The organism is Roseivirga spongicola (assembly GCF_001592965.1).
Lineage (GTDB): Bacteria > Bacteroidota > Bacteroidia > Cytophagales > Cyclobacteriaceae > Roseivirga > Roseivirga spongicola.
In genome coordinates this window covers 1-14669 of the sequence record NZ_LRPC01000003.1, presented here as the reverse complement: position 1 = coordinate 14669, position 14669 = coordinate 1, and the positions used below count along the sequence as shown (strand labels likewise).

The following is a 14669-nucleotide window of genomic DNA, read 5'->3' as shown; positions in this document are numbered from 1 at the left end:
ATGTTTGAGAAGCTGAGGCCGTATGCTTATTGGCCAGCAATAATCTGGGCCATAACCTTGGCCTTCTTAATGCTACTGCCACAAGACACTTTTCCGCAGTCAAAGCTTCTTTCTTACGACAAATTAGCCCACCTAGCTGTTTTTCTAATATTTAGTCTACTGGTACTTATTGGGTACTCTCTTAAAGGAAAACTGAAAGGTAAAGGAACAAAACAAAGGAATCTCACGTTAACTATATGCTTAGTTTACGGGATTATCCTAGAAGGTTTGCAACAATATGTACCTGGTCGTATGGCAGATATTTATGATTTACTTGCAAATTTTACAGGAGCCTTGTTTGGTGTAATTGTTTTTATGATTTTTATCAAAAATAAACTTGCGATTCCTAAACTAATATTATAGTTTTAGAATCTAACTGAAGAAAAGTTATGGAATTAAAGAAAACCCCTAAAGCGGATGTCGGCAAAAAAAGAACCATGTATATGGCTCTTGGCCTGATCATTAGCTTGTCCCTAACTTTATATGCTTTCGAAGCAAAGCAGTATGAAGAAGGCGAGTTGATGGATCTAGGTATGGCTCCGGATGATTTTGAAGAATTAACCGAAATACCTCCAACCGAGCAACCACCGCCACCACCGCCACCAATTAAGCAGCCTCAAATTATCGAAATTCCAGATGAGGAAGAGATTGAAGAAGAAATTGAAATTGACCTTGATGTAGAAATCACAGAAGAAACTGAGGTTGAAGAGATCATCTTCGAGGAGGAGCCAGAAGAAGAAGTGGCAGATGAAGTATTCATGATCGTAGAAGAGCAAGCTTCTTTCCCTGGTGGAAACGCTGCTTGGATGAAATACTTAAGTAAAAACCTTGAATACCCAAGACAAGCTAAAAGAATGGGTATTGATGGAGCTGTATTCTTATCTTTCATCGTAGACAAAGAAGGTAACATTTCTGATATCCAAGTTATTCGTGGAATCGGAGGTGGATGTGATGAAGAAGCCGTAAGAGTACTTAAAGAGTCTCCAAAGTGGAATCCTGGAAAGCAGCGAGGTAGAGCTGTGAAGTCCAGAATGCAATTTAGGATAGTTTTCAAGCTGAAATAAATAATGAAGCCCACTGAGAAGTGGGTTTTATTTTAAACACAATAACTAAATAATTAGTTTCAACACTAAATAAATAGTCATGGAAATTAAGAAGAACAACTCAGTAAATTATACTCTTAAAAGAAACCTCTTTATGAGTATTGGTCTATGCATCAGCTCACTCCTAGTGTTCTCAGCATTTCAGATTAAGACAGAAATTCAACCCGATAAAATAATTGGCCATTATTCCCTGGACGCTGAAATATTTGACGAAACGCCAATAACCAAACACAAAGAACCACAGCCCCCAAAGCCTAAACCACAACCTGTACTGATTGACATTGTTGATGATGAAATTGAAACACCAGAGATAGATATTCCAGACTTTGATTTTGAAGCAACAGATGTCATTGAAGATTACGAATCGTACGATATCCCAGATGAAATAGTCAATGACAACACCATTGTTATAGCTGAAACTCAAGCTAGCTTTCCTGGTGGTATGCAGGCTTGGGGTCAGTTTCTACATGACAATCTTAAGTACCCAAAAATGGCCAAAAGGGCTGGAATTGAGGGGAAAGTATTTCTAAACTTTGTCGTGGATAAGGAAGGAAACATATCCGATATAGAGGTTGTAAGAGGAATTGGTGCTGGTTGTGATGACGAAGCCATAAGGGTACTAAAAATGGCTCCTAAATGGAATCCCGGTCTACAAAGAGGCAATCCAGTAAAGTCAAGAATGTCTCTATTTATACACTTTGACTTAAGGTAGATATTCAGGGGGAAAATTCCCTATGAACTTACAGTCAGATCTTCCCAGCATTTCTGGGAAGGTCAGGGCTTACAGGCAGTGAACCAATCTTGACGTTGAGCTATAGTTAAGACCTTGGAGCCAGATAAGACTATATAATATTTAGTAACTGCTCCTTAATCTTTTCGAGTTCGTCTTTCATGCCTACAACCAGCTTTTGGACTGGAGCATAATTAGCCTTTGAGCCAATAGTGTTAATCTCTCTACCAATTTCTTGACTGATAAACCCAAGCTTCTTTCCTTGGGAATCATCTTCGGCCATTACCTCTCTGAAATAGCTTAAGTGATTCTTCAACCTCACTATCTCTTCAGAAATGTCTAGTTTCTCTATATAGTAGATCATTTCCTGCTCAAAACGATTCTTATCAAACTCATCTGAGCCTTCAATCTCTTGCTGATGCTTCTTAATTCTTTCTTTTATAACCTCTACCCTATCAGGATCGTGACTTATTATTTCTTCAAGCTGACCTGCTATACCATCTATATAACTCCCTAACTCTTTTTCCAAGTTGGCTCCTTCTTGAATACGAAAGTCATCGCAATGTGCTATCGCTTGTTTTAGCAAAGGCATCAACTGAGTCCACTGCTCTTCTAAAACTTTCTCATCAATATTAGAAGATGACATAACATCAGGACTATGCAGGGCAAGCCTGAAAATATCATTAGTAGAAGCGCCAACCTCTTGTGCCAGCTTATTATACTCCTTGTAGTATCTTCTGAACAACTCATGATTCACCTGCTCACTTTCCACGTCAGTATCTTGAGTAAGTTCAACATTAAGCGAAACCTTACCCCTTTTCAAACTATCGGAAATAAGTGATCTTATTTCTAATTCTTTGCCCTGAAAAGTTCGTGGTACTTTGAGTTGCAGATCTAAGAACTTAGAATTTAATGTTCTAATCTCCACATCGGCTTGAAAGCCATTAATCTTGCCTTTTGTTCGGCCGTAGCCAGTCATAGATTTCAACATACTCTAAAATTGAATATCAAAAATAGACTAATTCAGATGCTAAAAAAACTAGAAGTCGTATCCGAATGAAAGTTGGAGTTTTGGATCTAGGGTTTCGAAGTTGCGGATAGGGAAAGAGAAGTCAATTCTTGAGAAGAAACCGAACAACATAGTTCTTACTCCTACTCCTGTGCTTTGAAGCCATGGATTGGAGAAATTGTTTATTACGGCACTAAATGGAGAATTGTCATTCCTAATTTCCTCAATATTCAAGTTATTCTTCTTTTTAAACGGTGATAGATCATCCCAAGCAGAACCAATATCATAAAACGCAACAAACTGCAGGTTTCTCAAGAAGTTAGATTTCAAATCGCTGTTACTCATTAATTGGTTAATCGGAAACCTCAGCTCACCTGAGAATGTCATTACATTTCTACCTTGGAAAGTATTATAGTTATAGCCTCGAAGGTTAGTAAACTGATGAAATAAAACATCGCTGTTATCAAAAAGTGTTTGAAACTCCAATGGATTAATCTCTGCATTACTAGACTCTATTGTATTGAAAGCCCAGTTATCAACTCCTCCTAAAAGATACTTTTTCGGTGCATTTCCATAGTAAGACCCAAAATATGCCCTGCCTGCTAAGTAGATAGCTCTGTTTAATTTATAATAGTGACGGACATCTACTTCCAAGTTACTGAAGCTGACGGCATTTTGATTCATTTTTAAATGAGTTTCATACCTAATTTTAGCCCTCGTTCCTTGGTGAAGGTTGGTTCCAGTAACAATGGTATTGTCAAAAACTAAAGATGAATTAAAGCCTAAGTAATCAGAGGTAATTTCAGAAACATATTGTGCCGGATTATTACTAGGTATTAGCAATCTGATATCTCTATCTATATACTTAGTTTGAGTGAAAAATGGATTAAACTCCAGTCTTAACTTATGAGTGAAGGGGTAACTCAACCCTAGATTAAATGTACTCTTGTTGAATCGTTGATTTAAAAAATTCGATGCATTCATTCTCACAATGCTCTTTCTATAGTAGCCAGCACTGAGGTCAATTCTATTTTTCAGGTACTCATACTCACCATAAACATCATAACCAGAGCTAAAGCTAAGAGGTATTAACACCCCTCCTTTAAACCTATGGTTCCGGAGATAGTCATTCATTTCAATTTCTAATAATTGAGAAAATGAACGCAACTCGTCTATTACAAAAGTGGTAACCACATTATTAGTCTGAAACCTATTCTCGTAATTAGTAGGGCCTTGTATAGTATTGCCGGCATTAGCATTTTGGTAAATACTTAAAAAAGATCGCCCACTAACATTTGGATCTTCAGATGGCTTCTCGAACCTATAATCCCTGGTGTCAACTTTGGTCTGAGCTTCAAACTCATACGCTTCCGTATTGATAGCACCTTCCTTAAGAGAGTCTAACTTTTGAAGTGGAGATCGTGTAGAAGTTGGTAGTTTTTCGGGGTTACTGAGCGAATCTAACTGATTATATTGCTTGCCAATTCTACTCCTTCTTCTTTCTGCTAAAATTCTAGCCACTTCTAAAGCACGCCTAGGTGTAACAGGGCTAAACATTGATGAGCCTATATCGATAGTTTTCAAAAAGACAGACTCTTCTCCGTTTTGACTAGAGACAAACGCAAGCATTCTTGATTCAGGGTGGTAGTCATATGCTTTTATACCATACAAAAAGTCGGTTATTTGGACACTAGTAGAGTCGTAACCATTAAACTTATAGATGTTATTTATTCCTTGTTGATCTGACAAGTAAAGCACGAAGTTTCCATCTACAACCTTAGGGCGCTTCGCTACAGCCAAGGCATTTGTAAGCTTCTTAAATGAGCTGTCTGGGTAATCTATATCATATGCATAAAGATTAAACTGATTTCCTTCAACTTCTTTTAAAGTTTGTGGGCCATCTACAAATACACTATCGGTTTTCCTGTTAGATATAAATACAATCTGATTAGAGCCTGGGTAAAAAGTGATATCTCTTTCATCATAATAATCATCGCTTATTTTTCTGACCTGCCCTCTAACTAGATTATAGGTAAATGCGTTCGGAACATCGTTTATAGCTCCTGTCATAACGGCAAACCTACCACCATCTTTAAAATCAAAACTTTGTATTTTACTTAGTAATGGGATTTCTATCTTCTGCTCTCCCTTAGTACCTAATCTTTTTACAGCTACTATATTGCGACCATCTTCCGCATAAACAATACCTAATGTTGTACTATCTGCCCAACTTAATAATGGATATTCCATATCTACCTCCTGGTCATTAAGCTTTAGTCCACCATTAAAGATCTCCTTCTCATCATTATTTGCCATATTCAGCACCTTAATACTGAATTGACCCTGAGACATTCTAGAATAAGCTAAAAACTTGCCGTCAGGACTGAACTTTACGTCAGTAAAGCTCATCCCATTTCTATTCTTCCCACTAACCCTATTAGCTTCATTTGGAAGTTTATAGGACTTTCTAAGTTCAACATTAGTGTTGCTATAAAAAACCCTCCATTCTTTCATAAACTGATCAAATGGCACCCCTAAGGTTCTCTCTATACTATTCTCTTCATTACGTATTATCCTTGCTAAATTCAGAATATTAGAGATACTTCTCTGCCCATATTTTTGAGCAATAAAATTCCAAATAGATTGGCCCAAGAGGATATTCATCTCTGGCGTTAGCTTAACAAAACTATCCTCAGTTGTAGTAGAAACATATTCTCTTACTGCATCGTCAGATTTACTATCCCACCCAACGGACACGTATCTGGCAATACCCCCTGTAAACCATAGTGGAATAGGATTAGTAAAGGAGCTCTGAAACATTTCGGCTATGTTTCCTCCGTAAAGCATCTCCTCTATCAGCATTTCGGTAATGCTGTAAATAACCTTTTCTTTAAATGAGGTGTAGTCACCAGAGTAAGCCAACTCAACTTGCGACTGAACAAAATCGGTTTGACCACCCACAGTAAAATCACCAGCATTAACCCCAACGTTACTCTGCTGTTTGTCTACAACTGAGTTATAGAGGAATACTCGAATTTTCGCAAATGGTGGGTATCCGATGGTTTCTGTAATTCGGCTAAACTCTTCTTCTAGGTATTCTATTGTCTTGTAAGCAATATCTCTACCTCCATTATAGAAGTAAACCTCAAAATTTTCAGAGGCATAGTAGTTCCAATCGAAATACTTGTATTGGATTCTGTTCTTACCAAACTCTACTTTATAGGTTTGAGCCTGTGTCTGAGGTGTAGCAATGAATAAAATCAGTGCAAAAAAAGATGCTTGAAGTAGCCTAGTATAATCTCTCACCATATATGGTTACTGAAGAAACAATTAAAATAACGAAAAAAACCTTTCAATATTGACCTCGGCATCTAAAGGTTGATCATCTTCCATATGCTCAACCAATTGCTTGGCATAAAATGGAGCTAAAGACACTCCTTTTGTACCTAAACCATTAAAAATCCAAATCCCTTTTTCTACTGGATGTTCTCCAATAAAAGGTTTTCGGTCTTTTGTTGCTGGTCGTACACCTGCTTTTTGGTCAATCACCTCAAAGTCGAAATTTATCAACTTTTCAACCCTTTGTATTAACTCGTCTTTTGCCTTTTTGGTTGGAAGTTCATTGAGTTCATTGTGCTCATAAGTAGAACCACATTTCATGAAACCGTTACCGAGGGGTATTACAAATACACCTCTATTATAAATTACCCTTGGAGAAACGTCAGATTTCATAAAAAGCAACTCTCCTTTTACCAAACTAAATGGCAACCATGAGAAGTATGGGTTATCGACCCCGAATCTTCCGTCACAAAATATTATTCTTTTAGCCGTCACTCCCTCGAATGAATAGCCTTCTGTCAACTTCTTGAGTTGAGGAAAATCAAAATCAGATTTAATTAGCTTCTTACTTCTTCTCAGCTTGTCTTTAAATGCCTCTAAAAAAACTGAAGTATCCAAGTATCCTGATTTACTTAGCAATAAACCACCATAAGGATTAGACACTTCATTAGTCCATTCAGGTTTGGATTTAATCTCTTTAATGTAACTCGAGTATTGATTTTCGGCACTTTTTGCCATCCACTCATTCTGCTCTTCTATGGAAAAAAACGGCCTATAAATCGGAGTATCAAACAAAAAATTGGTCTTCAACTCTGTTTCTAGTCCTTTATAATAAGGTATGAGATAATCGAAAAGCCTGTCGCAATTCCAAGTTTTAACCATTTGCCTTCCGGTAATAGGGTTGTATAAACCTCCGGCCACCTTAGAAGAATTAGATTTGGTGGCATCGTCTACAACCATCACCTCTTTTCCTGCTTTTAATAAATGGTCAGCCAGCACACTCCCAGCAATTCCAGCCCCTACAATCAGATAGTCAACCCGCATGCTGTGAAATTATTGAAGTATTTTTGATTACTCTTGAATAATCAATGAAATTTAGAGCTTTTAAAAATTGAATACATGGAGGTAATTAAATTCACTTTTAACCCTTTTATGGAGAATACATACATTCTTCATGATAGTGGCAAAGGAGTAATCATAGATCCGGGCTGTTATGACCCAGCTGAAGAACAAGCACTGATTGAGTGCATTGAAGATAAAAGTATTCAGATTGAGAAAATACTCAATACCCATGGTCATATAGACCATGTATTGGGTAACGCCTTTGCTAAAAGGCAATTTGACGTGCCTTTATGGATTGGAGAACACGATGCTACAACCTTAAAATCTGTAGAAGCCTATGCTTCTAGCTATGGATTTCAAAAGTATACACCATCTATACCAGATCAGTCCTTAAAAGAAGGTGATGAAATTAAAATTGGAAATAGAACTTTGAAGGTACTCTTCGCCCCTGGGCATGCTCCCGGACATATAGCTTTCTATAGTGCTGCAGATGGTTTTATAATTGGTGGAGATGTTCTCTTTCAAGAAAGCATCGGAAGAACGGACCTTCCTGGAGGAGATTTTGATACATTAATGGAAAGCATTAAAACCCAGTTCTTCACTCTTCCTGATGAGACAGTTGTTTACTCTGGTCATGGAGGAGAAACAACCATAGGTCACGAGAAACTATACAATCCTTTTTGTAAGCTAGTATGAGTTGGATCAAAAAGAATATCCCAAACCTATTCACCTTAGGTAATCTTTGCCTTGGAGTCTTAGCTATTCAGCAAATTCTAACGAAACCTGAAAACAGCGAGCCGGTAGTTCATCTATACGTATTCCTGGCTGCTTTTTTTGACTTGTTAGATGGAGCAGTGGCGCGGGCCTTAAAAGTATCTTCAAAGTTAGGTGTACAGCTAGATTCACTTGCTGACCTAATCACATTTGGAGTATTGCCAACCTTCATCTACGCCTCAATGTACCCAATTCAAGGCTGGGGATATCTAATTTTGTTGGTTCCAGCTTGTTCCGCTATAAGACTTGCAGTATTCAATATCTCTGAAGATCAACAAACAAGCTTTAAAGGTATTTCTACAACAGCACACGGATTATTCGTCTCAACGCTTCCCATAATAGTATGGCAGGGAGAGAGTTACTTTGGCAAGAGTTTAACTGAAACACCTATAGCATGGGTAATCATGGCCGTATTCTTTTCTTATCTAATGGTATCTCCTTTAAGAATGATATCTCTAAAATTCAAAGGCTTTGGTTTCGCTTCTAATTGGGAAAAGTACATATTACTTGTGTCAGGTTTAGTTCTAGCCATTACTCTACAGTATCAGGCTGCTCCATGGATAATGATAATCTATCTATTGCTCTCTATAATCACTAATTTTAAGAGACCCGAAAATGCGAACAAATAGGGTTTGTCGTTATTCAATTGTCATATTCAAACTTTGAAGCGCTTAAACCTACTTCTTATTTCTTTACTGCTAATTCCGCAATGCCTTTTGTGCCAGAGCAGTGTTTTAGGCTCTGGTAAATGGGTGAAAATGTCGTTCTCGGAGTCTGGAGTATACAAAATCACATGGAATAAGCTCAGAGAATTTGGTTTTGATCCATCAGATATAGACCCCAAAAACATAGCTATCTATGGTCAGACCGGAGGTATGCTTCCGCAAAGCTTAAGCGAAAATCGCTACATAGACCTCCAAGAAAATCCTATCACGGTAGTTGGTGAGTCCGATGGCGTATTTGGTGAAAACGACTACATATTGTTTTATGTAGATGAGATTAACCAAGTAGATTATGACGCAAATTCCGACCAATTCAATATAACCAAGAACCTATACACAGATGAAATCTTCTATTTTCTAACTACTAAGAATGAGCCAGGACTTAGGTTAGAAGCAAAACCAGACTTAGGAAGCTCGGGTAATTTAGTGAAATCGGCTAGACAGCTTGTATACCACGAGTCAGATGAGACAAACATTCTTTCCTCTGGAAGAGAATGGTTTGGCGAACAACTGAATGCCATTAACTCAATCAGCTTTCAACATCAGACACCCAGTCTGTCACCTAATAGTACCGTCAAAGTATTTGCAGAATTTTTAAGCCAAGCCTATGTATCTACTAGCTTAGACATACAAATTAATAACAATGCTTTGGGCACTCTTAATTTTGAAGCCATACCAAACTCACAATATGCAGTTAAAGGAAACCTTCAGAATAATACATTCAGCATTAGCAGTACTCAAATAGATGACTCTCAAATAAACGTTCAATTCACCTATAATAGAAACGGAGCCAATAGTTCTGTAGCATACTTGAACAAGTACTGGGTTGACCTTCCGATTGAACCAGTTTTCACAAACAATCCATTAATTTTAAGATACCCAGCGCAAAACTCAGGCATTTCAACTTTCTCCATTAACAGTAATGCAAGTGCTCATCAAGTATGGGATGTCACCGATCCTACGAATATTAAAGAGCAGCAACATTCAGTCATCGATAACAAGATTACCTTTTCTACTTTCAGTAATACATACACTGAATTTATGGTCTTTAATTCGAACAATCTACCTGAGCCAGATTTATACGAAGACTTACAGAATCAAGACCTCAAATCATCAGTTGCAGTCGATTTTTTAATCATTACTCACGAGAGTTTACATTCGGAAGCTCAAAGACTTGCTGATTTTCGAAATTCCCACGATCAACTTTCTGTTCAAGTAGCCACTGTAAATCAGATTTACAATGAGTTTAGTGCTGGCCGACAAGATGTATCAGCAATAAGGAATTTCATCAAATACAAGTACGATCAAGGCACCTTAAAATATGTACTTTTCTTTGGTAAAGGATCCTACGATTACAAAGACCGAATAGAAGAAAACACCAATTTGGTACCCATTTACGAATCAAGGAACTCTATACATCCCTTGCTCACTTTTGCTTCAGACGATTTTTATGGCTTCTTAGAAAACCATGAAGGAGAATGGGAAGAATCTACCGCAGGAGACCACTCTCTAGACATTGGCGTGGGACGTATACCTGCCAAGGATTTAGCACAAGCTAAAAAGGCCGTAGATAAAATAATACTTTACCAAACTAGCCCAAGTACCTTAGGCGACTGGAGAAGTAAAGTACTTTTTGTTGCAGACGATGGTGATAGAAACATTCACCAACGAGATGCTGACCAGTTAGCTACGCTAGTCGACACCTCTTTTCAACAGTTTCAAATCAGAAAGCTCTATTTAGATGCATTTAAACAAGAACGCTTACCTTCTGGTGAAACCTCAAGAGATGCAGAAAAAGCACTAATTGAGGCAGTCAATGAAGGACGATTAATCATCAATTTTACTGGCCATGGTGCAGAATTTGGTTGGATGCAAGAGAGAATTCTCACTTTCGAACTAATGGAAGAATGGAGAAACACCTACAAGCTTCCATTTCTTATAACCGCTACTTGCGAATTTGGAAGAAATGACGACCCCTTAACTGAATCTGGCGCAGAAAGACTGATCTTTAAAAATGTAGGTGGAACAATAGGGCTCTTGACCACTACAAGGCCCGTGTTTTCTAGTACGAACTATAGGCTGAACCAAGCACTCTATGGAACCATGTTAAATAAGCAAGGGGATGAATACCAAAGGCTCGGAGATGTAATCAAATACACTAAAAACAACTCGTTAGAAGGAAGTCTCAATCGTAATTTTATTCTACTTGGTGACCCCAGTATGAGACTGTCATATCCTAAAAACGAAATAAGTGTTACGGCTATTAATGGTAAGACTCCGTCCAAAAAAGATACAATCAAAGCACTTCAACCAGTTACTATAGAAGGTCAAATTACCGCAGGAGGTCAATTGAATTCTAGCTTTCAAGGCACCATTGGCTTTACTTTGTTTGATAAGTCTCAAGAGAAGACCACAAGGGGCTCCGAAAACCCTCCATTTCAGTTCCAAGAAAGAGATATAGTTCTATTTAAAGGAATGGCCTCGGTAACCTCCGGAAAGTTCAAGCTTGATTTCATTGTCCCTAAAAATATCAATTATGCTTTCGGTGAAGGTAAAATGCTAGTATATGCAATTGAAAACAATGAGAATTCTGATGCTTTGGGAAGCAATCTAAACTTCACACTGGGTGGTACCTTTGAAAACCACCTAGTAGACAATACCCCGCCTGAAATACGAATCTTCTTAAACGACACCTTAAAGGCAGTAAGTGGAATCTATGATCAAAACGTAAAAACCATAATTAAGCTCTCTGATGAAAGTGGAATTAATATTTCGGAATCAGTATTAGGTCAGAGTTTAACTCTCAACTTCAATGACAGTCTCACTTTCAACTTGAATGATCGCTACAGCGCTCAACTCGACAACTACAAGAAAGGTATTGCAGAATTGGATCTTGAAGATCTTAGTACAGGCAAATACACACTCACTGTATCTGCTAGAGATGTCCATGGTAATTCATCATCCAAAACAGTAGAGTTTGAGATTAGAACCAAAAGTTCATTTATTACAGAAATAAAAAGCTATCCTAACCCGTTTATAGATGAAACCTTCTTTAGTGTTGGGCACAATCTTTTGGGAGAAAATCTAAATCTAGAGATTGAAATACTAAACAGTAGAGGTCAACCTGTCAATAATTTACTGACAGAAATATTGAGTGCAGAAGAGACAATACAACTTAAATGGGATGGTAAAAACCACCATAAACAAAGTCTCGAAGCAGGAATATATTTTTACACACTCAGGTTGGCATCAAATACTACAGGAAAAAGCGACTTTGTACGCGGAAAACTGATAATTTCGAATTAACTATATAGTACTATCTTTGAACAAAAATTTCATGCGAAATAGGCTCATCATTCTCACCACAATTATTACCTATTTTTCGGTCAATGTATACGCTCAAAACTCAGGAACCATTAGTGGTCAAGATACAGATCGCAATGTAATAGCAACAGCTGTCCCGTTTTTAACAATCGCTCCAGACCCTGTTTCTGGCGCCATGGGCGATGTAGGAGTAGCAACCACACCAGACATAAACTCCACTTTCTGGAACCCAGCTAAGCTTACGTTTATCAACCAAAACTCTGGACTAGGTTTAACCTTTACCCCTTGGCTAAAGAAGTACGTAGACGATATGTCTTTGTCTTACCTTTCTGGCTATAAGAAACTCGATGATGAACAAGCCTTTGGTGCTGCTCTAACCTATTTCAACCTTGGTGATATTGAGCTCACTAATGGAAACGGGCAACCAATAGGAAGCTTTACTCCGAGAGAATTTGCTATATCTGCCTCATATTCTAGAAAACTTAGCGACAATTTAAGCATAGGGGTTACTGGTAAGTACATTCTCTCTAACCTGTCTGGAAACATTACTACAAGCCCTGTAACCGATCCAAAACCAGGAACAAGCATCGCTGCCGACATTGGAATCTACCACAACCAACAAATTACAGTTTTCAATAAGCAGTCATTACTGGCTTTAGGAGCTTCTATTACCAATATCGGTTCCAAAATATCTTACAATAGTGCAGATGAAGAGGACTTCATACCTACCAACCTAAGGATAGGGAGTTCACTTTCTTCATTTTTAGATCCTTATAACAAAATCACTTTAGCCTTAGACCTCAATAAACTGATGGTACCAACTCCGCAAGCTGATGGGTCACATCGCGACAAAGGATTACTAGCAGGTATGTTCGGATCATTCGGAGACGCTCCAGGCGGCTTCAAAGAAGAAATTCAAGAAATAATGTATTCAGTGGGAGCTGAGTATGAATATCGCGAAACTTTCGCTTTAAGAGCTGGGTATTTCTACGAACATGTAAACAAGGGAAATAGAAAATATTTCACCGCTGGCGTGGGCTTTAAGTTGCAGAAGCTAGAGCTTAACTTTTCCTACCTAGTACCTCAATTGCAAGAGCATCCATTAGCCGAAACTCTAAGATTTGGAGCTATTTTCAATTTTACGAAATCAGAAGACAAATAATATATGCTTGATAGAACTCAGGCACCCCCAATTCGTCAGGTAAGTAACATCACTCTTCCCGAGATTGAGGACTATGACCTTGGTCAAGGAGGAAAACTCTATCTTCATAGAGAGAGTAACACCAATGCGTTTAAGGTTGAAATACTAACGAAGGCAGGAAACATTTCTGCTAAAAATGCAGCTAGTGTTCAATTAACACTTAAAATGCTAGCTGAAGGCACCAAAAAACGCACTGGTCATCAGCTATCTGAACAAATAGATTCTCTTGGGAGCTTTTTAGAAATCAGCCCAAGTTTTGACCATTCTTCCGTGGCCATCTACGGACTGAAAAAGCATTTTAAAGAGAACCTAAGCCTCTTATCTGAAATGCTCTATACTCCTGAGTTCAATCAAAAGTCTTTAAAACTATTAAAAGAAAGAGAGATCAATAAATTACAGATGAACCTTGAAAAGGGCTCCTACCTTTCTTCTACAAATTTAAGAAAGACACTCTTCAACGGTCATCCTTATGGTTATATCCTATCTATCGAAGACTTAGAATCAGTCTCAATTGATGAAATAAAAGCTCTCTATCAAAGTAGTGTTTTATCATTTGATGTCTATCTATCTGGAGATATTCCGATTGACGCAGTTCAGGTTATTCAGCATTTATTCGGCACAAACATTCAGTACACTACAAGATCCGGTTTAGAGCACTTCCAAGCTTTTGGAGAAAGCATCTGTCACCGCGACAAGAAGTTTGTTCAGAGCTCCATTAAACAAGGAAAAAGGCTATTCAACCGATCACACCCTGACTATCTGAAATTTATGGTTAGCAATGAAATTTTAGGTGGGTACTTCGGTTCAAGGTTAATGAAAAATATAAGAGAAGAAAAAGGTTACACATATGGAGTCTACTCTTCCCTATACTCTCTTAAGCACGCTGGTTACTTCCTTATTTCTACAGATGTCAAAGGAGAAAACGAAAAAGAAACCCTTGAAGAAATCAGTAGAGAAATATACACTCTTCAAGACCAACTTATTCAAGAATCCGAATTGGAAACGGTAAAGAACTATATGTGTGGTTCTTTCATTAACTCTTTTAGTTCACCATTCGCTGCAATCACCAAATTCAAAACGGTGAATACTCAAGAAGTGGAATTTAGCTTCTATGAGCAATATATTGACCAAGTATTAAACACAACTGCACAAGATGTTTTGGGCTTAGCTTGTAAATATCTAGATCCTGCCTCTCTTAGAACTAGCATAGCAGGACCATTCAAAGAACCTAGCCTATAAGTTTTTACAGATTCATCATCTGGAGTACGTTGTTAAACCAGTCGAGGTAGCTAGCTGGTATTCTTTATCAACCTATAAGTACTGAAGAACAATCCATTCCACTTCAATTTAAGAAGATAATAGTTGT

The 14669-nt window shown here is 37.8% G+C and carries 11 protein-coding genes; 8 read left to right on the top strand and 3 right to left on the bottom strand.

Annotated elements, in window-relative coordinates; translation table 11 throughout:
- From AWW68_RS07195 to AWW68_RS07185, 3 genes are all read left to right on the top strand, one after another.
- Window positions 1-402, top strand: coding sequence for a VanZ family protein (locus tag AWW68_RS07195; protein WP_068218712.1), 402 nt, complete (start codon window positions 1-3; stop codon window positions 400-402).
- 26 nt (window positions 403-428) lie between these two features.
- Entirely contained in the window at window positions 429-1103 is a 675-nt protein-coding gene (locus AWW68_RS07190; RefSeq protein ID WP_068218709.1) for an energy transducer TonB, read from the top strand.
- A gap of 79 nt (window positions 1104-1182) precedes the next feature.
- Complete coding sequence (locus AWW68_RS07185; RefSeq protein WP_068218704.1) at window positions 1183-1854, top strand: energy transducer TonB; 672 nt, start codon at window positions 1183-1185, stop codon at window positions 1852-1854.
- 130 nt (window positions 1855-1984) lie between these two features.
- Here the strand turns inward: AWW68_RS07185 and AWW68_RS07180 are convergent, their stop codons facing one another.
- The 3 genes from AWW68_RS07180 to AWW68_RS07170 are packed head-to-tail and all read right to left on the bottom strand — an operon-like array spanning window position 1985 to window position 7264.
- Entirely contained in the window at window positions 1985-2863 is an 879-nt protein-coding gene (locus AWW68_RS07180) for a YicC/YloC family endoribonuclease (RefSeq protein ID WP_068218701.1), read from the bottom strand.
- A 48-nt stretch (window positions 2864-2911) separates the two neighbouring features.
- Window positions 2912-6190, bottom strand: a complete 3279-nt coding sequence (locus AWW68_RS07175) for a hypothetical protein (protein ID WP_068218698.1) — start codon at window positions 6188-6190, stop codon at window positions 2912-2914.
- Window positions 6191-6211: 21 nt separating this feature from the next.
- Window positions 6212-7264 (bottom strand): NAD(P)/FAD-dependent oxidoreductase, encoded by a 1053-nt coding sequence (locus AWW68_RS07170; RefSeq protein ID WP_068218694.1) that lies wholly within the window; start codon window positions 7262-7264, stop codon window positions 6212-6214.
- A 75-nt stretch (window positions 7265-7339) separates the two neighbouring features.
- Here AWW68_RS07170 and AWW68_RS07165 point away from each other — a divergent pair, with 75 nt between their 5' ends.
- From AWW68_RS07165 to AWW68_RS07145, 5 genes are read left to right on the top strand one after another with little or no spacing between them, the layout of a single operon-like run.
- Complete coding sequence (locus AWW68_RS07165) at window positions 7340-7978, top strand: MBL fold metallo-hydrolase (RefSeq protein WP_068218691.1); 639 nt, start codon at window positions 7340-7342, stop codon at window positions 7976-7978.
- Entirely contained in the window at window positions 7975-8685 is a 711-nt protein-coding gene (locus AWW68_RS07160) for a CDP-alcohol phosphatidyltransferase family protein (protein WP_068218687.1), read from the top strand. The genes AWW68_RS07165 and AWW68_RS07160 overlap by 4 nt, the downstream gene beginning before the upstream one ends.
- A 3-nt stretch (window positions 8686-8688) precedes the next feature.
- On the top strand, window positions 8689-12084 hold the full coding sequence (porU, locus tag AWW68_RS07155; protein ID WP_317038750.1) for a type IX secretion system sortase PorU: 3396 nt from the start codon (window positions 8689-8691) through the stop codon (window positions 12082-12084).
- Window positions 12085-12115: 31 nt separating this feature from the next.
- Window positions 12116-13264, top strand: a complete 1149-nt coding sequence (porV, locus tag AWW68_RS07150) for a type IX secretion system outer membrane channel protein PorV (protein WP_068218680.1) — start codon at window positions 12116-12118, stop codon at window positions 13262-13264.
- A 3-nt stretch (window positions 13265-13267) separates the two neighbouring features.
- Window positions 13268-14542, top strand: a complete 1275-nt coding sequence (locus AWW68_RS07145; RefSeq protein ID WP_068218678.1) for a M16 family metallopeptidase — start codon at window positions 13268-13270, stop codon at window positions 14540-14542.
- Window positions 14543-14669 lie beyond the last annotated feature (127 nt).